Here is a 23987-nt window from a genome sequence, read left to right on the forward strand (position 1 = left end):
ACGTAAGTGCATACATTTCATCGTTTCGCTTCTCGTAAAAACTCTTCGAACTTCTCGGAATAAAATCACTTAAAAGTTCGTTGAAATTTGTATCGTGAAAAATAGAATCGATTTGCTGGGCATTGTAGCCCGTTGCATATAACCCCCCTACAACCGCGCCCATGCTGGTTCCTCCGATATAATCAATTTTAACACCGGTCTCTTCCAAAACACGTAATACACCTATGTGGGCAAACCCTTTGGCACCCCCGCCACTCAATACCAATCCGATTTTAGGTCGCTTAGGAGCCTCTTGTGCAAATAGCAAACCAGGCAAAAACCAAATGAATAAAGCCCATAAACTCCCCAATGGAATTCTAAAATAAACGCGGGATGTACCTACTACTTTCAAATTGGAGTTAGTTCTGATTTTCCTTGTAAAATTCGTAAATTTTTTTGGCTTTTGAAGGTCCTATCACGTTAGAAATTTCACTTTCGGAAGCAATTTTTAGTCTTTTAACACTTTTAAAATACTTTAGTAACGCTTGCATTGTCTTTTCACCTATACCCGGAATGGTCTCCATACTTGATTGCAATGCCGATTTACTTCGTTTATCCCGATGGAAAGTAATCCCAAAACGGTGTGCTTCGTTGCGCAAATGCTGGATAACCTTTAAGGTTTCTGATTTTTTATCCAAATATAAAGGAATTGAATCACCTGGATAAAACAACTCTTCCAAACGTTTAGCAATGCCGATAATAGCGATTTTACCCCGTAAGTTTAATTCCTCTAAACTTTTTAATGCCGCTGATAACTGCCCTTTGCCTCCGTCAATGATAATTAATTGGGGTAAGGGTTGATGTTCGTCTAGCAACCTTTTGTAACGCCGGTAAACTACTTCTTCCATTGTTGCAAAATCATTTGGCCCTTCAACGGTTTTGACATTAAAATGGCGGTAATCTTTTTTGCTGGGCTTTCCGTCTTTAAATACTACACATGCCGAAACCGGATGGGTTCCTTGGATATTTGAATTGTCAAAACATTCGATATGTCGGGGCTCAACCGATAGGCGTAAATCTTTTTGCATTTGAGCCATAATTCGATTGGTATGCCGTTCTGGATCGACAATCTGAATTTGTTTTAATTGTTCCAATCGTTGGTATTTTGCATTGCGTTGGGAGAGCTCTAAAATTTGCTTTTTATCGCCTAATTGTGGCACGGTGACCTTAATTTTATCCCCTAAATCCAACATAAACGGCACTACAATTTCTTTAGAAGTCAAATGAAAGCGTTCGCGCAATTCAATCACTGCAAGCAACAATAATTCTTCATCGGACTCATCCAATTTCTTTTTCAGTTCTAAGGTATGTGAACGCACAATTGCACCATGAGCGATTTGTAAAAAATTGACAAAAGCCATACTTTCATCTGAAACAATGGAAAATACATCAATATTTGAAATCTTGGGATTTATTATCGTAGATCGCGCTTGATAGTTTTCTAAAGCCTCGATTTTTTCTTTCATTTTCTGGGCCTCTTCAAAATGCATCGCCGTGGCAAAATCGTGCATTTTCTTTTTGAAATCACGCAAACTGTCTTTGAAATTCCCTTTTAATATTTCACGGATAGCTGCAACTTGTTCCAAATAATGCTGTTCTGATTCCATTCCTTCACAGGGGCCTTTGCAATTGCCAATATGGTATTCTAAACACACCTTAAATTTACCACTTTTGATATTGGCAGGTTTTAAATCTAATGAACAGGTGCGTAACGGATATAACTCTTTAATCATTTCCAAAATAGCCTGAACCACTTTAAAATTGGTATAAGGCCCATAGTAATCTGAGCCGTCTTTGATCATTTTTCGCGTCGGAAACACGCGCGGAAAAGGTTCGCGTTTAATACAAATCCATGGATAACTCTTGTCGTCTTTCAATAATACATTATACCGTGGTTGTAATTTTTTAATTAAATTATTTTCCAGCAATAACGCATCGGCCTCTGTGGCTACTACAATATGTCTTATTTCATGGATTTTTCGAACCAATAAATTGGTTTTCGCATTATCATGCACTTTGTTAAAATAGGAGGCTACCCTTTTTTTTAGATTCTTTGCTTTTCCCACATACAAAATTTTCCCTTCGCTATCAAAATATTGATATACCCCAGGATTGTCGGGTAACGTTTGAATTTGCAACTCTAATGCAGTGGGCACAGCCATCGAAATCTTTTTTACAAAAATACACAGAAGAAACCCGCAATACACTCCAAAGAATGATTTTTAACCTCCTGTTGTTAAAATTCAAAAGTAAAAAACCCCATACGTTAATTTTCGCCGGTAAAACTCATAAAGGATTGAGTTCCATTTTTAGTTGAATTTTTTTAATTATTGGCTTTAATTTCAGCAGTATTGAATAAACGCTACTACTTACGCGATAAAAATTAGCATTACATTAATTACCTTTACACATGAATTGAAGTGATAATTGATGTTAAAAAAGGAATTGCGAAAAGCGTATAAAATAAAACGCCAAGAGCTTAATGATGAAGAACTAGCGTTTAAAAGCTTACAAATTGCAAATCAATTGGTAAATATGCCCATTTGGGAGCACGTATATTACCATTTGTTTTTAACGATTACCGAACAAAAAGAAGTTCAGACCGAGTTTATTTTACCTATTCTTTTAGGGAAAGACAAAGAGGTCGTCATTTCAAAAAGCAATTTTGAGTTGGGCACTCTTACCCATTATTTACTTACAGAAAACACCCAATTACGTAAAAACAGTTATGGTATTCCCGAGCCCGTTGAGGGTTTGCTAGTGCCCGAAAACAAATTGGATGTTGTTTTTATACCATTATTAGCGTTTGACAAAAAAGGATGTCGTGTAGGTTATGGGAAAGGGTTCTACGATCGCTTTTTAATGAAGTGTCGTCCTGACACCATTAAAATTGGCTTATCCATATTTGATGCCGTTTCCGAAATTTCAGATGCAACTCAAGCAGACGTTCGATTGGATTATTGTGTAACGCCGGAAGAAATTTATTCGTTTTCTTGAGAAGGTGCATCGTGATGATCGTCATCCCAAGATTTGATAGACACATTGGCAGGTTCCGGTGTATGAGCAAAAGCGCGTTTGTTAAACACAATTAATATCCCTACACCTGTTGAAATAGCCATATCGGCTATATTAAAAACTGCATTAAAAAAGGTAAATTCTTTGCCACCGATTAACGGAATCCATGAGGGTAAACTATAGTTTTCAATAATCGGAAAATAAAACATATCCACAACTTTACCGTGAAATAATGTTCCGTAGGGTTGATCGGAAAAGAAAGTAGCCAAATGGTTTATACTGTCGTCAAAAACGACTCCATAAAAAACAGAATCTACAATGTTACCAAGTGCACCAGCAAAAATTAAACTGATGGCAGTAATTAATAAATTGTTTTTATTTTTTTTGATCGCATCCCACAACCAGTAAGCGATAACTCCTACAGCTACTATTCGAAATACCGTCAAGATTAACTTTCCATAGGCCCCTGGAATTACAGTGCCCCATGCCATTCCTTCATTCTCGATAAAATAAATTTTAAACCAACTGAATACATCATATTTTTCTTGAAGCATAAAATTGGTTTTGATGTATAGCTTAGAAAATTGGTCAATGGCCAATAAAAGGAAAATGATTAGCGCTGCATTTCTTAATTTCATACGGCTGTGCTATTGATGGAGGTTTGAATTATTTTTATGTGGGCAAAAATAGGTTTTTTTAAGTAAAACGCCCCTTAAAGGAGCGTTTACTAATCGATAAACAACTTAGCGTTGCATGTTTTTTGCTTCGATACTCATGGTAGCGTGGGGTACGATTTTCAAGCGTTCTTTGGAAATCAATTTCCCCGTCACTTTACAGATACCATAGGTTTTGTTTTCAACACGAAACAAGGCGTTTTTCAAATCGCGAATGAATTTCTCTTGACGAATTGCCAATTGTGAGTTGGCTTCCTTACTCATGGTTTCACTTCCTTCTTCAAATGCTTTAAATGTAGGCGAAGTGTCGTCTGTTCCGTTGTTTAAATCATTCATATACGCACTTTTGATCAATTCAAGATCAGTCTGTGCTTTTTCAATTTTCTTTAAGATAATCTCTTTGAATTCCGCTAAATCAGCGTCTGAATATCTCAATTTTTCTTCAACCATAATTATTCCTATTTTGAGATTAATATTCTAGTTTTTATATCATCGAACTCAATTTCTGAACCGTTTGCCAATACGTCCATAAAAATTAATTCTTCGGTTAAGGTTTCCGAACATACATATTTTTCATTATTTCGAATAGCCTTTTCCAAAGCTCCGTTGCGCTGTAACGCTACTTTAATTTTGTCGGTTACTTCAAACCCGGAGTCTTTACGGATATTTTGGATACGGTTTACCAATTCGCGTGCAATTCCCTCTTCTACTAATGCGTCCGTTAAGGTGATGTCTAATGCAACAGTAATGCCGTTTGCATTAGCTACCAACCAACCCGGGATATCTTGAGAGGAAATCTCTACGTCTTGGGATGTTAAAGTTATACTTTTTCCGGATATTTCAATATCTAATTCTCCCTTACTTTCAATCGAATTGATTTGCTCGGGAGTGAAATTTTGTATTGCTTTGGAAATCAGACCCATGTCTTTTCCAAATCGAGGGCCAAGTGCCTTAAAATTCGGTTTAATTTGTTTTACTAGCACTCCTGCAACATCATCTAGTAACTCTACTTCTTTGACATTAACTTCCGACTTAATTAAGTCGGAAACCGCTTCAATTTCGGCTTTAAATGTCGGATCAAGTACTGGAATCATTACTCTTTGTAAAGGTTGACGCACTTTAATCATCTCTTTTTTGCGTAAGGACAATACCAGAGATGAAATAGTCTGTGCTTTTAACATTTTACGTTCCAGTGATTTATCAACAAATTTTTCAACAAATTCCGGAAAATTTGCCAAGTGAACGCTAGTAAATTCAGGGGTTCCCGTTGCATTGACCAAGTCGCGGTACAACTGATCCATAAAGAAAGGTGCTACAGGAGCCGATAATTTAGCAACGGTTAACAGACACGTATACAGGGTCTGATAGGCGGCAATTTTGTCGGTTCCATATTCCCCCTTCCAAAAACGACGACGACACAAACGGACATACCAATTACTTAGATTTTCTTGGACAAAATCTGCAATAGCACGTGTTGCTTTAGTCGGTTCATAATCGGCATAGGCCTCGTCTACGGTTTGAATTAAGGTATGCAGCTCTGATAGTATCCAACGGTCAATTTCAGGTCGTTCGTTTAATGGAACTTCAACTTCTTGATTGGTAAACCCATCAATATTCGCATATAAAGCAAAGAATGAATAGGTATTGTATAGCGTCCCGAAAAACTTACGGCGAACTTCAGCTACTCCTTCAATGTCAAATTTTAAATTATCCCATGGATTTGCATTGGAAATCATGTACCAACGGGTTGCATCAGGACCATATTCGCTTAAGGTTTCAAAAGGATCAACAGCATTGCCCAAGCGTTTAGACATTTTCTGTCCATTTTTATCCAGTACCAAACCGTTGGAAACTACATTTTTGTATGCGATTTTGTCAAAAACCAAGGTTCCAATAGCGTGTAATGTATAAAACCATCCGCGCGTTTGATCAACGCCTTCAGCGATAAAATCGGCAGGAAAAGCCTCATTATTGTCAATCATCGCTTTATTTTCAAACGGATAATGCCATTGTGCATACGGCATCGCACCGGAATCAAACCAAACGTCAATCAAGTCGGATTCGCGTTTCATGGCTTTACCAGATGGAGCAACCAACACGATATTATCTACGATGTTTTTATGTAAGTCCACCAAATCATAGTTGGCTTCGTCCATGTTCCCAATTTCAAAGCCACGGTAGGGATTCTCGGTCATTAGACCCGCAGCCACCGCTTTTTCAATCGCATTGTACAATTGTTCAATCGAACCAATACAAATTTCTTCCGTTTTATCTTCTGTTCGCCAAATCGGCAATGGAATACCCCAATAACGAGACCGCGATAAGTTCCAGTCGTTGGCATTTTTTAACCAATTTCCAAAACGTCCGTCTCCAGTAGCTTTGGGTTTCCAATTGATAGTATCGTTTAGATCAAACATTCGGTCTTTTACTTCCGTAATTTTGATAAACCAGGAATCTAATGGATAGTAGAGAATCGGTTTGTCTGTGCGCCAACAGTGTGGATAACTGTGTACGTATTTCTCGACCTTAAAGGCTTTGTTTTCTTCTTTTAAACGAATAGCGATTTCAACATCTACCGATTTCTCGGGCGCTTCTCCTTCATTATAGTATTCATTCTTAACATATTTGCCTGATAAATCTCCCAAACCTTGAATGAAACGCCCTTGTAAATCCACGAGTGGAACAGGATTACCTGCTTCGTCCAAAACCAACATTGGTGGAACTTCGGGTGTGGCTTCTTTGGCAACTTTAGCATCATCTGCTCCAAAAGTTGGTGCAGTATGCACGATACCGGTACCATCTTCGGTAGTCACGAAATCACCCGCAATCACTCGGAATGCATTTTCCGGCGATTGATACGGCAACACATACGGTAATAACTGTTCGTAGCGAATCCCTACCAAATCGGCTCCTTTTGCTTCAGCGATTACTGCATAAGGAATCTTTTTATCATCCGATTTATAGTTGAAAAAATCAGCGTCACTTTCAGCAACTGTATATTTTCCACCAAACACTTTACCCAATAAAGGTTTCGCTAAAATTACTTGGATGGGTTCGAACGTATATTGGTTAAATGACTTTACTAAAACATAGTCAATTTTAGGTCCGACCGTCAAAGCCGTATTCGATGGTAATGTCCAAGGTGTAGTGGTCCATGCCAAAAAGTGAATATCGCCAAATTCTTGTAAAAAGGCAGGCAAACTTTCGGCTACCGCTTTGAATTGTGCGACAATTGTAGTATCGGTTACATCGCGATAAGTTCCAGGCTGGTTCACTTCGTGCGAAGACAAACCCGTTCCTGCTTTGGGTGAATAGGGTTGAATAGTGTATCCTTTATACAATAAATTCTTAGTGTAGATTTGATGCAACAGCCACCAAACCGACTCCATATATTTGGACTTATACGTTACATAGGGATCGTTCATATCGACCCAGTAGCCCATTTTTTCGGTTAAATCGTTCCAAACGTCTGTATAGCGCATCACGGTGCGTTTACACGCTTCGTTATATGCTGTTACCGAAATCGTTTTTCCGATAGCTTCTTTGGTAATACCTAATTCCTTTTCAGTACCTAATTCTACGGGTAAACCATGCGTATCCCAACCTGCTTTTCGTTTTACTTGATAGCCTTTTTGGGTTTTATAACGACAAAAAATATCTTTAATCGCACGTGCCATTACGTGATGAATTCCAGGCAAACCGTTTGCAGAAGGTGGCCCTTCAAAAAACACATAGGGTGGAGCTCCTTCTCGTGAAGTGACACTTTGTTCAAAGACGTTCTTTTCTTTCCAAAACTTAAGTACCTCAGCTGCCACAACAGGCAGGTCAAGTCCTTTGTATTCAGTAAATTTTGTACTCATTTTGTCGTTTTCTTGAATCCGATTGCGAAAGTAATGAAAATTGCTTTACGAGGGCACAAATTAGGCGAAACTGCGCTTACTTTTAGGAATTATTTAAGTTGCGATTGTAGAAAATACGAAAAATAAGAGTGACTAGTGATTGGTGATTAGTAACTAGTGATTAGTGATTAGTGAATGGCGACTAGTGACTGAATACTGTTGACTGATTACTGTTGACTGATTACTGAATGCTGAATACTGAAAGCGGAATACTGATTACTGAATACTGTTGACTAGTGATTGGTAACTAGTGACTAGTGATTAGTAACTTGTGACTGAATGCTGAATACTGTTTACTGATTACTGAATGCTGATTACTGAATACTGAATACTGTTGACTACCCTAAGCAAATACTTCCCGAAGAACTTCGAGTGATTTTGGTTTTTTAAACCCCTCCAAATGAATGGTGTAGAAATCCATTAAAATTTTAAGTAAAATAGCGCGCTCCGGAGAGGTGAATACTTTGCCTGGATTTTCGATTTTTTGTTCCATAAGTTTTCGCCAAAGCATTGTTTCATATTCATTTAGGCAGGTTACTCCTTGAATTGGCACAAAAATACCTTCTGTAAGTTCAAAAAAAGGATCTGTGGACAGACTGCTTTCGGGATAAAATCCGAGGTATTTAGTCACTTCTAGCAAAAGTATTAAATGAAAATTAGCAATTTCATCATGGGCATCGAGCCAAAGTAATGCCGACTCGATTAAATCAAAAAGGGATGTGTTTTTCGCTTCTTCGCGGATACTATGATGGAGTATTTCGGAGAGAAAAATAACAATCGTGCTCTTGACTATATCCATCGGAATAGTCTGATAGGCCGCTGCTAATTTAATTTCCCGAAAATGCTCAAGTGTTCCTTTGTTTTTATGAACGGCTTCGATTTCAAGCAATGTTAAAGGCTGAAAATAGGCAATCTTTTGATTGGATTTTTTACCCGAATACGCATTCGGAACAAAATAGGATTTGAGTCCGTCACTGTATGTAAAACATTTCACAATCAGACTCTTTTCCTGATACTTTAAAGCGGATAAAACAAATGCTTTGGTTTTGACAAGCATAGTCTAGCGGATAATCATGACTTTTCGAACTGCAGTATCTAAGCCGTCTTCGGCAGAAATAAAAATCATATACACGCCAGAAGCTACGCGGTATCTACCAAAAGCTGTTGTATCCCATTCAATTGTTCCTCCGGCAGCAGTAGTTTCATATACAAGATTTCCTTCAATATCTGTAATTTTAATAATTGCTTTATCGGTTAATCCCGCGATCTTCACTGTGCCTGTAAATTCTGGTCGCACCGGATTGGGATAAACATAAACGGAAGCCAAGTCATCACTAGGTTTAGTGGCCGTTCCTTTGTAGGAAACCAATCCTTTTTCGGTGGCAAAAAAGACTTCACCGGTAACACTATCAATTTCAACATCAAGCACATTATTACTGGGCAATGGAGAATTTTCTTTGGTAAAATGAAACAGGGTTTGTTGACCATTGGAAGACACCAAATACACTCCAGAATCGGCAATAGAGACCCATTTACGATTCGCTCCGTCTAAACAAATATCCAAAATAACCTGCTCATAAAACAGCTCTTGTGCGAGTTCAACCCCATTGATAACCTCATTGATAATTATCGGTTTGGATTGAATTTCATCTGCTGTAATAAATGTATCTACAGAGGAGATGGTCCGCAAACCGCGCGCTGTTCCAATCCAAACTTGGTTTCGGTTGTCAATAGCTACACAACGTACATCCAAACTAGGTAAGTTACCCTCCGTTCCAGATTTGATTAAAATAAATTTATTGCTGTAATTTTCATTAAACGCAACTAAACCATTAGCGCGAAAGGTTGGAATCCACTTGGTGTCATTTTTATCGATTGCCATCTGTGCATACCGTTCAAATTGCGGTTCGGTCATGGCTGTCGTTAAATCAAACGATTGCCATTGCCCTGTAGACTTGAACACTTTAATTCCTTTGGTCACATAGGCATTGGTCACCCAAAGATTGCCTTTAGAATCAAATGCCGATCCATTTATTCGGACGTCATTTACTCCCGGTGCTAAAGATTCTAGTCCGTTTGTACCGGTATTGGTATTCGTATACAATGTAGTTGCAACAAGATCTTCCAACTTAAGTATTCCAGAAAAATAAGAACTTACAAAGATTTCTTTATCATTTTTGGGGTTGATTAAGACATTATTTAAACTACGCGCATCCAGAAGCGCATCGGTTGTAAGCGTGTTCCATCCCTGTTGGTTATCAAAATAATTTATAGGAAATAAATACGGCTGATAGGGTGGATTGGGGTTGTAAGGGTTGTAAGTGAAGTCAAATTTACCGTAGGTTACAAATAACTTATCTGTGGTTTTTTTCAGTCGAAAAGGCTGATTTAACTCGGGTCCATCCGGTTTCAGCACGGTTACATTGGAAGGGGATGACAAAGGAAACTGTATCAATCCAACTTCGTTTGTTGCAATGTAAACCGTTTCATCAATTACCGTTGCCGCATTAAAAGTGACCGCTGTATCGGGATAACTGGACGCATTGTAATTTAAAACTAAAGTCCCCGAAGCATTGGCTATCTTAACATTTTGTGATGACGTGACAACAACATACGCTGCAGTTGTTCGAAAATCAACCGGTACAATTCCCGCTGAAAAAAGAAGGGAATATCCCGTTCCATTCCAACGGTATACATTCCCATCTGCGTTATAAAAAACGGATTGGTTTTGAAATGCTTGCGCTCCGTACCAAAACCCAGAATCGTGATACGTCCATTGGGCATAATCAATCAAAAAAGGATTCGAAACTCCGGCTTTTTTAATCCGGAAATTGTTCAATACTGCATAAATAGTATTGTCGTAAACCATAGTTTGTATCACCTTAATTTGTGCGCCTCCATCACCAATATAATAGCTGTCGCCAAACTCCATCTGATTCAAATTAAACACTGAAATCCCGTAATCGGTTGCAATGTAAACCTTCCCATTATCTTCCGTAAAATGATTAATTTTTTTAACCGATGAAGGCACTGGCACTTCAGTAAGTATTCCGTTTTTTACGGATACACTACCCTCTTTGTTGACGACTAATAAAAGTCCATTTTCGTTTCCAACCAAAAGAACTTGATACGCTTCGCTATAATGAATTGCCGAAATATTTTCTGCTTTTAGACCATTGATAGTGGTAATTGTTTCTAAAAAACCATCGGAAGGTTTTTGAAAGAAAATTGCATTTTCTGAAGCTGCATATACGGTTGTTTCTCTTTGAGTAATTGCTGAAAGTTTATTGAATGAGAAATACCCTTGCCACAAACGGTTGGTTTGAGCCAACGCCGATTGGGCAATAATTATGAAGAAAAGCATTAATTTTTTCATTCGCAAAATCAAGTTCTAATCCGTAACGCAATATTACGCAAAAACATATGGATGACATAAAAAAACCTTCTCTCGATTGGAGAGAAGGTTTATATTTATTAAGGCGAGATTGCTTATACTACACCTTGACCTAACATCGCATCGGCAACTTTAACGAAACCGGCAATATTAGCTCCACGAACATAATCAACATAACCCGTTTCATCTTTACCATACTTAACACAAGCTTCATGAATATCACTCATGATTTTGTGTAAACGCTGGTCTACCTCTTCGCGAGTCCAACTTAATCGCAATGAGTTTTGGGACATTTCCAACCCTGAAGTTGCAACACCTCCTGCATTGGAAGCTTTACCCGGTGCAAATAATATTTTTGCTGCAGTAAATGCTTCAATAGCTTCTGGTGTAGAAGGCATATTTGCCCCTTCCGCTACGCAAATACATCCGTTTGCAATCAATTGTTTTGCTTCTTCACCGTTTAATTCATTTTGGGTAGCGCAGGGTAATGCAATATCACATTTTACTTCCCATGGACGTTTACCAGCCACAAAAGTAGCATTTGGATATTTAGCTACGTACTCATTAATTCGTCCATAACGAACATTTTTAATGTCCATGATAAAAGCTAATTTCTCTGCATCGATACCGTCAGCATCATAAATATATCCTGAAGAATCAGATGCCGTAACTACCTTACCTCCTAATTGTGTAGCTTTTTCAATTGCATATTGCGCAACGTTACCTGAACCCGAAACCACAACGGTTTTCCCTTGGAAACTTTCGCCACGGGTAGCCAACATGTTTTGTGCAAAATATACATCACCATAACCTGTAGCTTCAGGACGAATTAATGACCCTCCAAACGTAATTCCTTTGCCAGTTAATACTCCCGTAAACTCGTTGCGTAATTTTTTATATTGACCAAACATATACCCAACTTCACGACCACCTACACCAATATCTCCAGCAGGAACATCTGTATCGGCACCAATATGTCGCGAAAGTTCTGTCATAAAAGCTTGGCAAAAACGCATAATTTCGTTGTCTGATTTACCTTTTGGATCAAAATCTGAACCTCCTTTTCCTCCACCCATTGGAAGTGTTGTTAAACTGTTTTTAAACACTTGCTCAAATGCAAGAAATTTAAGGATGCTTAAATTAACCGAAGGATGGAAGCGAATTCCTCCTTTGTAAGGACCAATCGCAGAATTCATTTGAATACGGTACCCGCGGTTTACTTGGGTGTTTCCTTGGTCGTCTATCCAACATACTCGGAACATAATTACGCGCTCGGGCTCAACCATTCGTTCCAAAAGCATTTTGTTTTGGTATTTTGAATTCTTTTCAATAAAAGGAATTACGGTCTCCGCCACTTCCTTTACCGCCTGCATAAATTCAGGCTCATTCGCATTTCTTTTGGCAACTTCTGCTAAGAAATTGTTGATTGCTTGTGACATAAAATTATAGTTTGTTAAAGAAAACGTTTTCGTTAATACTGCGACAAATATACATTTTATTAAAATAATGGGCTGTTTTTTTTTAATTCACATAATTTTTAGGAAGCCATTGAACTTCTTGAGCGCGCGCTTTTGGTGAAGGTTTACAATATTTTATGCTTTTTTACGTAAGTATAGAAGTATTTTTTTAAATTGTTTTCCAAGTGAATGATGTTTTTATATATTTGTCGGGAATTGAAAAATCTTGTATAAGAATGTCTAAGTATTTTGTAATGACCTCGTTGTTGTTGTTGGGATTTAGCTCCCGTTTGGCAGCACAATTTGGGTTTTCCCATGAAATTGGGGCAATCACAGGTCCGGTTGCTTTTCAATCGGATTATGGTGAGCGCCATGACTTTTCTACTAATGCCGGAAATACCGGATATTCTATAGGTTTAATTCACTACTTAAACTTTTCTTACCGAGCGGAATGTAATTGTTATACTCCTGAAACCTATTTTAACGATCACTTCAAACTTCGAAGCGAGTTGTCCTACAATAAAACCCAATTGCAGCATTTTGGTCAATGGGTAGATGCAAAGAAAAATTCTTTAATAGCGAATCAATTACGTGGAATGCGTGGAAGTACAGCTGTTACGAATATCGGAATGCAATTGGAATTTTACCCGTTAAGTATTCGTGATTTTACCGCTACTAATGGAGCTTGGGCGCCATTTATTGGTATGGGAGCTCAGTTTTGTTTTTTCAAACCAACAGCCTATTCAACCTTAGGTGAAGGCTTAGGTGAATTACCAACTGTTACACCTATTAAATATATTGGTGCGTTTGACACACGTGGAGGAACAACTTGGTCCGTAGTTTCGAGTCTAGGAACGCGTTATAAACTTAATGAAATGTCTGACTTGATGGTGGAGCTCCGTTGGCAATACTATTTTTCAAACTGGGTGGATGGTTTAAGTCCGGACCCTCGTATTTATACTGAAAATAGAGCTAACGACTGGAACCTAATGCTTAATTTTGGTTATATTTATTATTTACAATAGAATATTTTATTCATTCCAATAAAAATAAAGCTCCGAAATTCGGAGCTTTATTTTTATTATGATTTAAATTAACGAAAGGCTTGTTCTAAATCGGCTATCAAATCGTCTATATCTTCAACCCCTACACTCAAACGGACAAGATCGTCAGAAATACCACCTTCTTTACGTTTATCTTCTGGGATTGAAGCGTGAGTCATCAAAGCCGGATGATTGGCCAATGATTCAACACCTCCTAAGGACTCAGCTAAAGTGAATACTTTTACTTTCTCCAAAAAGGCGATCGCATCTTCTCCTTTACCCGATTTAAAAGTAAACGAAACCATGCCCCCAAAGCCACTCATTTGTTTCTTAGCAATAGAATGATGCGGATGATCGGGTAATCCCGGATAAAACACTTTATCTACCGCTGGATGATTACTCAAAAACTCGGCTACTTTCATACCGTTTTCACAATGGCGTTGCACACGCAAATGCAAGGTTTTGATTCCGCGTAACACCAAATAACTGTCCATAGGTCCTAAAGTTCCACCCGTTGCAAATTGTTTAAAATGCAACTCGTCGCCTAATGTTTTGTCTTTAATAACCAAAGCGCCCGCAATAACATCACTGTGACCGCCTAGATATTTTGTTGCAGAATGCATTACGATATCTGCGCCTAATTCTAGGGGTTTTTGTAAATATGGAGTAGCAAAGGTATTATCAACGGCAAATAAAATTTGGTGCTGTTTTGTGATTTTAGCAATAGCAGCAATATCTGCCAATTTCATCAACGGATTGGTAGGTGTTTCAACCCAAACCAATTTGGTGTTTTCGTTAATTAAGGCTTGGAACGATTCTAAATCGTTCATATCTACAAAGTGAAACTTTATACCGCTATCCTTATATAATCGTGTAAACAGACGATACGTTCCCCCATACAAATCGTCCATGGCTATAATTTCGTCACCGGCTTTGAACAAACGCAACAAACAATCGGTTGCCGCTAGACCCGATGCAAAGGCTAGACCGCGCGCACCGTTTTCAATTGACGCTAAAGCATCTTCCAGCGCTTGACGTGTAGGGTTTGCTGCACGGCTGTATTCGTAATCGCCTACGGGTTTACCTGGGCTTACTTGCGCATACGTAGACGTTTGAAAAACCGGCGTCATCACAGATCCGGTAACCTCTTCATGGTGCTGACCACCGTGAATTACTTTTGTATTAAATTTCATAAGAAAAAAATCTATACCTGCAAAGGTAGGAAATTTGGTTGATTCGAAAGCTTCATAGCCCTAATCCCAAAGAGGGAATTGTTGTTAGACGTTAGCTATTGGCTTTTAGTCGTTAAATTTACTTTTCACTGAATACTGAAAACTGAACACTGCTCACTGAATACTGAATACTGAATACTGAACACTGCTCACTGAACACTGAATACTGAACACTGAACACTGCTCCCTGAATACTGCTCCCTGAATACTGAAATCTGCCATAGAATAACTACTTTTACAAAAACTTTTTTGCATGCGAAAAATATACTACCTCAAAACTTGTGATACTTGTAAACGCATCCTAAAATCGTTGCCGAATACAGCGGGTTTTGTATTTCAAGATATCAAAGAAGCACCCTTAACGTTAAGGCAATTGGAGGAAATCCATGCCCTTTCGGGATCGTATGAAGTTTTATTTAGTAAACGGGCAAAGTTGTATAAAGAAATGGGGCTGAAAGACGAAAACTTAAGTGAAGCCGACTTTAAACGATACCTTTTGGAGCACTACACCTTTTTAAACCGACCGGTGATTATTCGAGATGACCAGATTTTTATTGGAAACAGTCCAAAAGTGGTCGCACAAGCAATACACAGTTTATCATGAGTAAACGTAGCTGGGCACTAATTGCGGCAACCTTAGTTTCCATAATCTATGGCGTTACGTTTACCCTTGCCAAAGATGTGATGCCAAAATATGTCGAACCCTTTGGCTTTATCGTTTTGCGCGTAGGGGGTTCGGTGCTATTGTTTTGGTTACTTTCATTTTTCGGACCCAAAGAAAAAATTGCATTAAACGATTTTCCGCGTATCGTAGCAGCCGCTTTGTTTGGAGTGGCATTTAATATGCTTACGTTTTTTAAAGGGCTGAGTTATACTTCGCCTATTATGGGTGCGGTCTTAATGGTCACCACGCCAATGATTGTTTTAATACTCTCGGCCCTACTCATGAAAGAACGCATGAAAAAAGAGAAAGTTTTAGGCATTGGACTTGGTCTTGTAGGTACGGTAACGCTAATTTTATATGGAAAATCGGTGGTAAATGCTTCCAATGCTTTTTTAGGAAATCTTTTGGTTTTTGTGAATGCCGTTTCCTATGGCTTCTACCTCATCATCGTCAAAAAACTTATGGATAAATACAATGCCTTCACTTTTGTGAAATGGATTTACACTTTTGGATTTTTGATGGTGCTACCCTTTGGGTGGAGTGAATTTCAGGCTATAGCATGGGCTACATTAGACCACGACATTCTTTGGAAAATTGGTTTTGTAGTTGTATTTTCTACTTTTTTGACCTATTTGTTGAATTTGATTTCGATGCGGGAACTAAAACCTACTACAGTAGCGGTCTTCATCTACCTACAACCTTTGTTTGCAACGGTTTTTGCTGTAAGTTTGGGCAAAGACGATTTGAATGGTGTAAAATTGACTTCCGCAGCGTTGATTTTTACAGGAGTGTATTTGGTGACGAAGAAGTAGCGCTAAGTGATTAGTGATTAGTGACTAGTGACTAGTGACTAGTAATTAGTGACTAGTGATTAGTGATTAGTGACTAGTGGTTAGTTGTTGGTCGTTAGTTAGTAGTCACAGTTTTCAGTGGAGTGGAAAGGGTTTAAAACTATACCCGTGAATGCGATAGAACAACCATTCTCAAATTGTCGTTGTTTGATTGCCCCAGCGATAGAAGCGGTATCCTCCCGAATCTTCGGGAGATTTAGCGGATAGCGCGGTGGCTTGACAGGGGCCAAAAAAAATAACTATCTTTGAACTCCTTTTTACATTAGTATGATACAATCGATGACCGGATTTGGGAAAGCTTCTTTGCAATTGCCAACCAAAAAAATTACTGTTGAAATTAAATCCCTTAATAGCAAGGGCCTAGACGTAAATACTCGGATGCCCTCTTTATATCGGGAAATGGAATTGGGATTGCGCAATTTGCTATCCCAACGGTTAGAACGTGGGAAAGTAGACTTTTCTTTGTTTATAGAAATTACAGGAGAAGAAACAACTTCTAAAATCAATGGTCCGATTGTCAAAGGATATATCGCTCAAATGCTTACCATAATTCCTGAGGCCGATCCCACGGAATTAATGAAAATGGCTGTTCGGATGCCCGATGCACTAAAAACCGAACGCGACGATCTGGATGAAACCGAATGGAAACACATACAGTCGGTTATCGATGAAGCCTTGCAAAACATGATTAATTTTCGTACCGACGAAGGAATGGCGCTTGAACGGGAGTTTACTCAACGCATTTCCAACATCCGCAATTTGATGCATGAAGCAATTTCGTTTGACAGCGCGCGTATCGAAACTGTAAAAACGCGTTTGCGAACTGCACTAGACGAATTGGAGGTAGCGGTAGATCCCAATCGCTTCGAACAAGAATTGATTTATTATCTTGAAAAATATGACATAACTGAAGAGCGGGTTCGTTTAGATAATCATTTGAATTATTTTATGGAAACCTTAGCGGGCTCAGAAGCCAACGGTCGAAAGTTAGGTTTTATTACCCAAGAAATGGGCCGTGAAATTAATACCATGGGTTCAAAATCAAACCATTCAGAAATGCAAAAATGCGTGGTAATGATGAAAGACGAATTGGAAAAAATCAAAGAACAGGTTTTAAACGTTTTATAGATGGTAAATTTTCGGTTGGTTTGTGCTTTTTTAGGGCTTTTCGGACTTACTTCTTGTGGACCAATGATGAAAACTTTGGTAGGGTTAAAAAATCCGCAGGTGCAATCGAAAGCCGAAGTGAATACCTATTTCAAAGACGTTTTACCGGATGAACCAACCTATTTTTTGACCGTAGAGAAAGTCGGCGACAGTGCCTCGATCTACCGTAATTTGTTGTTGGGATTTAGTTCAGAGATGAAGCTTTTTGACCAAAAGGGCACTCGGTATTGTTATCAAGGCACGGAGGAATGCAGCGGGGTCCAAATGACACAAGCCTTTGCATCCTTTGAAAACAATTACAAGCCTTGCCTATACGATGATATTGCCAATGGCGAGACCTTGGATGACTATTTAAACTTGATGGTCGATGTACATGGACAACGAATCACAAAAGCAGATCTTCCAGTGGCCCATTACTATATTATTCAAAACTGGAACACGTATTCGGGTTCAAAGAAGCGCTTTCGAGAAGATGTACAATGGTTGAGTACGCTTCGAAAGGATTCAACGACTAACATCGCGGTCTTATTCATTAATGGAGATTTATTGGTCGATTGGGGATTGGTTGAAGGGGAGGAACTCCAAATTAAATTTAGAAAAAGTAAAGAAGGTTATACCCTAACCTATGGGAATTTGCCTATAAAAAAATAACACAACGCACATGTCTACAGGAAAATTAATTGTTTTCTCAGCTCCTTCGGGATCGGGAAAAACCACTATAGTTCGCCATCTATTAGGTATTCCAGAATTGAATTTAGAATTCTCGGTCTCCTGCACTACGCGTGCCCCAAGAGGTGAAGAAGTTCACGGCAAAGATTACTATTTCATCAGTATTGAAGCGTTTAAAAAACACATCAAAGCAGAAGATTTTGTAGAATGGGAGGAAGTGTACCGTGACAACTTTTACGGCACCTTAAAAAGTGAAGTAGAACGCATTTGGGCGTTGGGTAAAAATGTAATTTTTGACATTGACGTTGCGGGGGGATTACGGATTAAAAAGAAATTCCCCAACGAAACACTGGCGGTATTTGTAAAACCTCCAAGTGTAGACGAACTCAAACGCCGTTTGAAAGAACGCTCTACCGAAAGCGATGATAAAATCAATATGCGAATTGCCAAAGCCCATGTGGAATTGGCTACAGCACCACAGTTTGATACGATTATTAAGAATTATGATTTGGAGACAGCGAAACAGGATGCAGTGGAGCTGGTGAGGGAGTTCATTGCAGGAAGGGTTTAACTATTTTAAATTTGATATTTTAAATTATAAATATTATACAAATCTCATTTATAATTTATCATTTATAATTCAAAACAAATGAAAATAGGATTATACTTCGGAACCTTTAACCCTATTCATGTAGGGCATATGATTATTGCCAATCACTTGGCGGAGTATTCCGATTTGGATCAAATTTGGATGGTGGTGACACCGCATAATCCCCACAAAGAGAAACGTACCTTACTAGACGACTACCAACGTTTGCATATGGTGCATTTGGCAACTGAGGATTATCCTAAAATTAAACCCTCCGATATTGAATTTAAGTTGCCGCAACCCAATTATACGGTAAACACTTTGGTGCATTTGCAGGAGAAATTTCCAACGTACGAATTTTCATTGATCATGGGCGAAGACAATTTGAATTCGCTACACAAATGGAAAAATTACGAGTACATCTTGGAACACCATGCAATTTATGTCTATCCACGTATCGCGGATGGCGAAGGTTTACCTGAATTGATACAACAGGCGCAGGTGAGTAAAATTAAGGCACCCGTGGTGGAAATCTCTTCAACAGCGATACGAGAAGGAATCGCAAATAAAAAAAATGTACGACCACTTTTACCTGAAAAAGTGTGGCACTATCTCGATCAAAATTTATTTTATCGCTAATGCATATACAATATTAAACCATGAAATCATCATTAAATAATCCAAAACAAAACGCTGAAAAAAAATCATTTTATTCACTTTTGCTTATTGAATTACGACTAATTGCATTAATTATTTTATTTGTTGGAGTACTAATTCAATTGCTTTTTCGACTAATGAACAAAGCAACACCGGACTATTTATCTGTCTTTTATTTAATTGGATTTGGGCTGTTTATTTTACATCGTTTCATAAATAAAAATAAAGTCTGAAATATTCGAATAAATAGCTCCCACCTCTTTTATTCATAAAATATGGATAAAAGGAAACGGCAAACTTAACATTCCCTTACCATTCGATTTCTATGGTAAGCTTTACTTTTGCATTTCTAAATAGTTACATCAATGACAAATTTTGAATTATACAATCCCGTAAATTATATCTTCGGCCAAGGACAAATTGCCAAACTGGCAAATTTAACTCCTAAAAACACCAAAGTGCTTTTGGCTTATGGAGGTGGAAGTATCTTTAAAAATGGCGTTTATGACCAAGTAAAAGCAGCTTTAGCAGACTTTGAACTTTTAGAGTTTGGTGGAATCGAACCCAATCCACGCTATGAAACCTTGATGAAAGCAGTTGAAATAATCCGTAAAGAAAATGTAGGTTTTGTATTAGCTGTAGGTGGTGGGAGTGTAATTGATGGCGTAAAATTTATTTCGGGAGCTGTGAATTATCCTGGAGATGCCATTGAAATTTTAAAACAACGAATATTATTCAAAGATCCATCCGTTTGTATTCCTTTTGGAACGGTATTGACCTTGCCCGCAACGGGTTCTGAAATGAATTCAGGAGCAGTAGTTACCATTGAGGCCACCCAAGAAAAATTAACCTTAGGCGGAAGTGGATTGTTTCCAAAATTTTCTATTGTTGACCCAACAGTAATCGTTTCTTTGCCCAAACGGCAATTACAAAATGGAGTGGTCGACGCCTTTACTCATGTGTTGGAACAGTATATAACCTACTCCCATGATGCATTGCTACAAGACCGCATTGCGGAAAGTATTTTACAAACCTTAATAGAAATTGGTCCCTCGGTTGTTGAAAACCCTAGTGATTATAAATTGGCCACCAATTTTGTATGGTCGGCTACGATGGCCTTAAACGGTTTGATTCAGAAAGGGGTCCCTTCCGATTGGGCCACCCACATGATTGGCCACGAGTTAACAGCACTGTATGAAATCGACCATGCGCGAACATTGGCAATAATCGGTCCGAATCTCTACCGGGTTATGTTTGATACAAAGAAAGAAAAATTAGCGCAATACGGTCAACGTATCTGGGGTTTAACCGGAACGAAAGAGGAAATTGCGCTAGCAGCGATTGAAAAAACCGTTGAATTTTACCAAACAATGGGTATGAAAACCCGTATTTCAGAAAATGTCGAAAATAGTGTGGGTACTGCAGAGCTAATTGTGAAACGTTTCGAAGATCGGGGTTGGTTGGCATTGGGCGAACGGCAAAATATAACACCAGAAAAAGTGCGCGAAATTGTAGCTCTTAGTTATTAATTTACTGAAAGAACTAAATTAAAAAGGCGTTCCGTTTAGTACAGAACGCCTTTTTTTCAAACCAAAACAAAAAATTAACGAACTAATCTAACCTTACTTAAGAAACGTTGAAATTGTTCCCAAATTGTGGGAATCCGTGTTAAAGTAAATGTTAAAGTTTTTTGGCTAGGATTCGGTCATTCTTTGGGCAAAAGCGAGAAATAGCGTATTTTTGAAATTCCAAACCAACAAACATGCAAAATTATCCAAAAGTAGCCGTTATCGGTGGCGGGAGTTGGGCCACAGCGATTGTAAAAATGTTATGTGTCAATCTCAATGAGATTGCTTGGTATATGCGCAATGCATCGGCAATTGATCATCTAAAGGCCTACAAGCACAACCCCAATTACTTAAGTTCGGTTGAATTTGACATCAATAAATTGCGGTTAACCCAAGACATAAATGAGGCTGTAGCCTATGCTGATTATATTATTTTTGCAATTCCTTCGGCGTTTTTAAGCCAAGAATTGGAAAAGTTGACCGTGAATCTAGACAACAAAATTATCTTCTCTGCAATTAAAGGAATAGTGCCGGAGACCTTTTTAATTGTGGGTGAACATTTCCATAAAACCTATAACATTCCTTATGAAAATATTGGAGTGATTACGGGTCCATGTCATGCAGAGGAGGTTGCTTTGGAACGATTGTCTTATTTAACGATTGCATGTGGCGACACGAAGAAAGCAAAGGTAATGGCAAAACTGTTGGCTGGGAATTATATAAAAACAAAAACTTCTGACGATATTATAGGCACTGAATATGCTGCAATGCTAAAAAACATCTATGCGATTGCTGCGGGTATCGCACATGGTTTGGGCTATGGCGATAATTTTCAATCGGTAATTATGAGTAATGCCATTCGGGAAATGAAGAAATTCATTCGAAAAGTGCACCGTATGAAGCGTAATATTAATAACTCGGCCTACTTAGGGGATTTATTAGTAACCGGGTATTCGGTATTTTCACGTAATCGTATGTTTGGAAACATGATTGGTAAAGGCTATACGGTTAAATCGGCGATGATGGAAATGAGTATGGTAGCTGAAGGGTATTATGCGGTTAAAAGCGCCTATAAATTGAATCAAGAGTATAAAGCGAATACCCCTATCATTAATGCAGTCTATGCAATTTTGTATGAAGGTAAAGATGCAAAAAGTACCTTTAAAAAATTGACAGAAAAACTAGATTAAAAAAATGAGGCTCAAAATTGAGCCTCATTTTTTTTAATTTAAAGGATAGATTACACCTTTGACATTTTTAAATATACCAATTGGTTAACACTATTAGTATAGGCCACTACTATTTCTGTATAAGTGAGTGACACGATTGTAAAGGTTTGGTTAACCACCTGAGGAGTGCCTCCTACATTTTCAGTATAACGCAAGGTTAGTTTGGTTGATAAACGATTATACGTTCCTGTAATTGATTGGTTTGTACAGGTTCCTAAGTTTACAAAATCATTTTTTTGAAACGTAAGGTCACTATTAAAAATGTAATTGTCTTTATCACAATTAGCATCATTCACATAATTGCTATAATTGATCGCGCCTTGAGCATTCATGGAGCCGGTTTTGGTTATTTCCCATTTCCCGACGAGGTAATTTTGTTGCACAAAGGTTTCATCATCTTCACCACAAGCTGTATTAAGCAGTGGAAGTACTAGTAAAAGGAATACAAACTTCTTCATCTTATTGTGCAATGACTTCAATGTTGTCAATTTGGTACGTCGATGTAATATTATTAGTACCTCCTACATAACGGAAAGAAATGTATACTGTTCCAGTGTAAGCAGACAAATCAACATTTCCTGAGCTTGTAAAATTGGTAGGGAAACTTGTGGTTTGTGCAGCAAAGGTTGCAGGTAGTTGTGTCCATGTAGCAGCATTTACATCCGCTACTAATCCCGAACCATTATAGTTGGTCGAAACCCATACGGTTACCGCTTCTCCGTTAGCAAAACCGATTTTTGAACCGAAGCGTAAGAAAGCGCCTGTTGTTCCCGCTAAGTTAATTCCAGGAGTAATTAAGCGAGTATCCACATTATTCTCGGCAGGCGTTAAACCAAAAGGAGAAAACTGTGCGTATTTATTTCCACTGAAGATACGAGCTTCCCATTTTTCGTTTCCTCCGTTCATGGATACATTGCTCCATCCGGGTAAGGCAACGAATTGGTTATTTCCAGTATTGGCAATTCCTTCGAAATTTTCAGAGAAAATGGGCACCAAACGAGGCCCTGTCAATTCGATATCGTCTTCGGTTCGAGCAATAAACTGATAGTCAGAACCAAATTTCGTTAAAATTCCTCGAACTTTTCCACGACCAGAAGCAACCGGACGCGAAGCAAAATTAGCAAAGCTACTGGTTCGGAAAATCACAGTATTTCCATCCGCATCGACCAACAAGTGGTTGGTAGCCCCTCCTAAATCATTGTTGGCATCATAATACGTTGTTGTAATGGCCTGATTTGAGAATTGTACATTATTTAAATCAACCAAAGTATTGATATTAGCATCATTTAATAATTGAGGAATGGTAAGGGTTCTTGCTAATTGATTCTCGGGAACAATCGTACAAGATTTGTTTAAAACCGAACGGTATAAAGCAGGAGCCAAACGTCCAACAGACGCTGTTCCGGTTGAATTTACAAACAAACCTCCGAAACGACGGCCTCCGTTACTCACGTCCGTATATAAATCTTTCATTTTGATCAATACTTTACGACCAGGTTCAAACGTAATAAACGTAGAAGTTACATCTACAGGTACACTAAACGCTGAAGGAACAGGGTTGGCAGTTGTAGGGATTGTTTGGAATGAAATCGATTTGTAAAAGTTACCGCCTTTATCGGAAGAAACTACGTAAGCTTCAATTACATCATCTTGTGTATATTGAGCTACTGTAGACCCAGCAGTAATTTGAGAAACCTCTTTATTTTTAACTAAGGTAGTTTCAATACAGTTTACCTGTGGAGTATCATAATCGTCGTCGTTAACACAACCGATAAAAGTACTTGCTATAAGCGTTAGCGCAAGAAGGGGTTTAAAAAAAGATGTTTTCATATTGTTCGAT

The 23987-nt window shown here is 38.3% G+C and carries 21 protein-coding genes; 10 read left to right on the forward strand and 11 right to left on the reverse strand.

The features are described 5' to 3' along the window. Both Q0039_RS05340 and uvrC read right to left on the reverse strand, forming a co-directional pair. Positions 1-325, reverse strand: a 325-nt coding sequence (locus Q0039_RS05340; RefSeq protein ID WP_297510350.1) for a patatin-like phospholipase family protein, incomplete at its 3' end; no start/stop codon positions are given. A gap of 73 nt (positions 326-398) precedes the next feature. Then, the gene (gene uvrC, locus Q0039_RS05345; RefSeq protein ID WP_297510228.1) at positions 399-2201 is read right to left on the reverse strand and encodes an excinuclease ABC subunit UvrC; all 1803 of its coding nucleotides are present in this window, start codon (positions 2199-2201) and stop codon (positions 399-401) included. Positions 2202-2469: 268 nt separating this feature from the next. Here uvrC and Q0039_RS05350 point away from each other — a divergent pair, with 268 nt between their 5' ends. Beyond that, entirely contained in the window at positions 2470-3036 is a 567-nt protein-coding gene (locus Q0039_RS05350; protein ID WP_297510231.1) for a 5-formyltetrahydrofolate cyclo-ligase, read from the forward strand. On the opposite strand, the gene Q0039_RS05355 is transcribed toward Q0039_RS05350, so the two are convergent. The 6 genes from Q0039_RS05355 to gdhA form a co-directional block, all read right to left on the reverse strand. Beyond that, positions 3021-3692, reverse strand: coding sequence for a lipoprotein signal peptidase (locus Q0039_RS05355; RefSeq protein ID WP_297510234.1), 672 nt, complete (start codon positions 3690-3692; stop codon positions 3021-3023). The genes Q0039_RS05350 and Q0039_RS05355 overlap by 16 nt on opposite strands. Positions 3693-3797: 105 nt before the next feature. Next, complete coding sequence (locus tag Q0039_RS05360; protein ID WP_297510236.1) at positions 3798-4178, reverse strand: TraR/DksA C4-type zinc finger protein; 381 nt, start codon at positions 4176-4178, stop codon at positions 3798-3800. Between the two features lie 8 nt (positions 4179-4186). Continuing rightward, positions 4187-7588, reverse strand: a complete 3402-nt coding sequence (gene ileS, locus Q0039_RS05365) for an isoleucine--tRNA ligase (protein WP_297510239.1) — start codon at positions 7586-7588, stop codon at positions 4187-4189. A gap of 382 nt (positions 7589-7970) precedes the next feature. After that, on the reverse strand, positions 7971-8684 hold the full coding sequence (gene recO, locus Q0039_RS05370; RefSeq protein ID WP_297510244.1) for a DNA repair protein RecO: 714 nt from the start codon (positions 8682-8684) through the stop codon (positions 7971-7973). 3 nt (positions 8685-8687) lie between these two features. Beyond that, positions 8688-11003, reverse strand: coding sequence for a two-component regulator propeller domain-containing protein (locus Q0039_RS05375; RefSeq protein ID WP_297510247.1), 2316 nt, complete (start codon positions 11001-11003; stop codon positions 8688-8690). A 113-nt stretch (positions 11004-11116) separates the two neighbouring features. After that, positions 11117-12460: an NADP-specific glutamate dehydrogenase gene (gene gdhA, locus Q0039_RS05380; RefSeq protein ID WP_297510250.1), complete on the reverse strand. Its 1344-nt coding sequence runs from the start codon at positions 12458-12460 to the stop codon at positions 11117-11119. A gap of 254 nt (positions 12461-12714) precedes the next feature. On the opposite strand from gdhA, the gene Q0039_RS05385 reads away from it, so the two are divergent. Then, positions 12715-13503 (forward strand): glutamate dehydrogenase, encoded by a 789-nt coding sequence (locus Q0039_RS05385; protein WP_297510253.1) that lies wholly within the window; start codon positions 12715-12717, stop codon positions 13501-13503. A gap of 68 nt (positions 13504-13571) precedes the next feature. On the opposite strand, the gene Q0039_RS05390 is transcribed toward Q0039_RS05385, so the two are convergent. Next, complete coding sequence (locus Q0039_RS05390; protein WP_297510256.1) at positions 13572-14714, reverse strand: cystathionine gamma-synthase; 1143 nt, start codon at positions 14712-14714, stop codon at positions 13572-13574. A 292-nt stretch (positions 14715-15006) separates the two neighbouring features. On the opposite strand from Q0039_RS05390, the gene Q0039_RS05395 reads away from it, so the two are divergent. From Q0039_RS05395 to Q0039_RS05430, 8 genes are all read left to right on the forward strand, one after another. Then, positions 15007-15357 carry an ArsC/Spx/MgsR family protein gene (locus Q0039_RS05395; RefSeq protein ID WP_297510261.1) on the forward strand — a complete coding sequence of 117 codons (351 nt, stop codon included), beginning with the start codon at positions 15007-15009 and terminating at the stop codon, positions 15355-15357. Continuing rightward, on the forward strand, positions 15354-16229 hold the full coding sequence (locus Q0039_RS05400; RefSeq protein ID WP_297510267.1) for a DMT family transporter: 876 nt from the start codon (positions 15354-15356) through the stop codon (positions 16227-16229). Before Q0039_RS05395 ends, Q0039_RS05400 begins: the two co-directional genes overlap by 4 nt. 306 nt (positions 16230-16535) lie before the next feature. Further along, entirely contained in the window at positions 16536-17396 is an 861-nt protein-coding gene (locus Q0039_RS05405) for a YicC/YloC family endoribonuclease (RefSeq protein WP_297510269.1), read from the forward strand. Continuing rightward, the gene (locus Q0039_RS05410; protein WP_297510272.1) at positions 17397-18086 is read left to right on the forward strand and encodes a hypothetical protein; all 690 of its coding nucleotides are present in this window, start codon (positions 17397-17399) and stop codon (positions 18084-18086) included. Between the two features lie 10 nt (positions 18087-18096). Then, positions 18097-18675 carry a guanylate kinase gene (gmk, locus tag Q0039_RS05415; protein WP_297510274.1) on the forward strand — a complete coding sequence of 193 codons (579 nt, stop codon included), beginning with the start codon at positions 18097-18099 and terminating at the stop codon, positions 18673-18675. 78 nt (positions 18676-18753) lie between these two features. After that, positions 18754-19332, forward strand: a complete 579-nt coding sequence (gene nadD, locus Q0039_RS05420; RefSeq protein ID WP_297510276.1) for a nicotinate (nicotinamide) nucleotide adenylyltransferase — start codon at positions 18754-18756, stop codon at positions 19330-19332. Positions 19333-19715: 383 nt separating this feature from the next. Continuing rightward, a complete protein-coding gene (locus Q0039_RS05425; RefSeq protein ID WP_297510278.1) occupies positions 19716-20879 on the forward strand; it encodes an iron-containing alcohol dehydrogenase in 1164 nt (387 codons plus the stop codon). A gap of 233 nt (positions 20880-21112) precedes the next feature. Next, a complete protein-coding gene (locus tag Q0039_RS05430) occupies positions 21113-22108 on the forward strand; it encodes an NAD(P)H-dependent glycerol-3-phosphate dehydrogenase (protein ID WP_297510280.1) in 996 nt (331 codons plus the stop codon). A 50-nt stretch (positions 22109-22158) separates the two neighbouring features. Here the strand turns inward: Q0039_RS05430 and Q0039_RS05435 are convergent, their stop codons facing one another. Further along, the gene (locus tag Q0039_RS05435; protein ID WP_297510282.1) at positions 22159-22605 is read right to left on the reverse strand and encodes a lipocalin family protein; all 447 of its coding nucleotides are present in this window, start codon (positions 22603-22605) and stop codon (positions 22159-22161) included. A 1-nt stretch (position 22606) separates the two neighbouring features. Further along, positions 22607-23977 (reverse strand): DUF5689 domain-containing protein, encoded by a 1371-nt coding sequence (locus tag Q0039_RS05440; protein ID WP_297510284.1) that lies wholly within the window; start codon positions 23975-23977, stop codon positions 22607-22609. Positions 23978-23987 lie beyond the last annotated feature (10 nt).

This window comes from Flavobacterium sp. (assembly GCF_027484945.1).
Taxonomy (GTDB): domain Bacteria; phylum Bacteroidota; class Bacteroidia; order Flavobacteriales; family Flavobacteriaceae; genus Flavobacterium.

Excerpts from the sequence above, each read along its gene's own strand:
- gdhA (WP_297510250.1), bottom strand. The coding sequence starts at position 12,460 with ATGTCACAAGCAATCAACAATTTCTTAGCAGAAGTTGCCAAAAGAAAT.
- Q0039_RS05405 (WP_297510269.1), top strand. The coding sequence starts at position 16,536 with ATGATACAATCGATGACCGGATTTGGGAAAGCTTCTTTGCAATTGCCA.
- Q0039_RS05440 (WP_297510284.1), bottom strand. The coding sequence starts at position 23,977 with ATGAAAACATCTTTTTTTAAACCCCTTCTTGCGCTAACGCTTATAGCA.
- Q0039_RS05430 (WP_297510280.1), top strand. The coding sequence starts at position 21,113 with ATGCAAAATTATCCAAAAGTAGCCGTTATCGGTGGCGGGAGTTGGGCC.
- Q0039_RS05435 (WP_297510282.1), bottom strand. The coding sequence starts at position 22,605 with ATGAAGAAGTTTGTATTCCTTTTACTAGTACTTCCACTGCTTAATACA.
- Q0039_RS05425 (WP_297510278.1), top strand. The coding sequence starts at position 19,716 with ATGACAAATTTTGAATTATACAATCCCGTAAATTATATCTTCGGCCAA.
- Q0039_RS05360 (WP_297510236.1), bottom strand. The coding sequence starts at position 4,178 with ATGGTTGAAGAAAAATTGAGATATTCAGACGCTGATTTAGCGGAATTC.
- Q0039_RS05390 (WP_297510256.1), bottom strand. The coding sequence starts at position 14,714 with ATGAAATTTAATACAAAAGTAATTCACGGTGGTCAGCACCATGAAGAG.
- Q0039_RS05395 (WP_297510261.1), top strand. The coding sequence starts at position 15,007 with ATGCGAAAAATATACTACCTCAAAACTTGTGATACTTGTAAACGCATC.
- Q0039_RS05355 (WP_297510234.1), bottom strand. The coding sequence starts at position 3,692 with ATGAAATTAAGAAATGCAGCGCTAATCATTTTCCTTTTATTGGCCATT.
- Q0039_RS05400 (WP_297510267.1), top strand. The coding sequence starts at position 15,354 with ATGAGTAAACGTAGCTGGGCACTAATTGCGGCAACCTTAGTTTCCATA.
- Q0039_RS05350 (WP_297510231.1), top strand. The coding sequence starts at position 2,470 with ATGTTAAAAAAGGAATTGCGAAAAGCGTATAAAATAAAACGCCAAGAG.
- Q0039_RS05410 (WP_297510272.1), top strand. The coding sequence starts at position 17,397 with ATGGTAAATTTTCGGTTGGTTTGTGCTTTTTTAGGGCTTTTCGGACTT.
- gmk (WP_297510274.1), top strand. The coding sequence starts at position 18,097 with ATGTCTACAGGAAAATTAATTGTTTTCTCAGCTCCTTCGGGATCGGGA.
- recO (WP_297510244.1), bottom strand. The coding sequence starts at position 8,684 with ATGCTTGTCAAAACCAAAGCATTTGTTTTATCCGCTTTAAAGTATCAG.
- uvrC (WP_297510228.1), bottom strand. The coding sequence starts at position 2,201 with ATGGCTGTGCCCACTGCATTAGAGTTGCAAATTCAAACGTTACCCGAC.
- Q0039_RS05375 (WP_297510247.1), bottom strand. The coding sequence starts at position 11,003 with ATGAAAAAATTAATGCTTTTCTTCATAATTATTGCCCAATCGGCGTTG.
- Q0039_RS05385 (WP_297510253.1), top strand. The coding sequence starts at position 12,715 with ATGTCTAAGTATTTTGTAATGACCTCGTTGTTGTTGTTGGGATTTAGC.
- ileS (WP_297510239.1), bottom strand. The coding sequence starts at position 7,588 with ATGAGTACAAAATTTACTGAATACAAAGGACTTGACCTGCCTGTTGTG.
- nadD (WP_297510276.1), top strand. The coding sequence starts at position 18,754 with ATGAAAATAGGATTATACTTCGGAACCTTTAACCCTATTCATGTAGGG.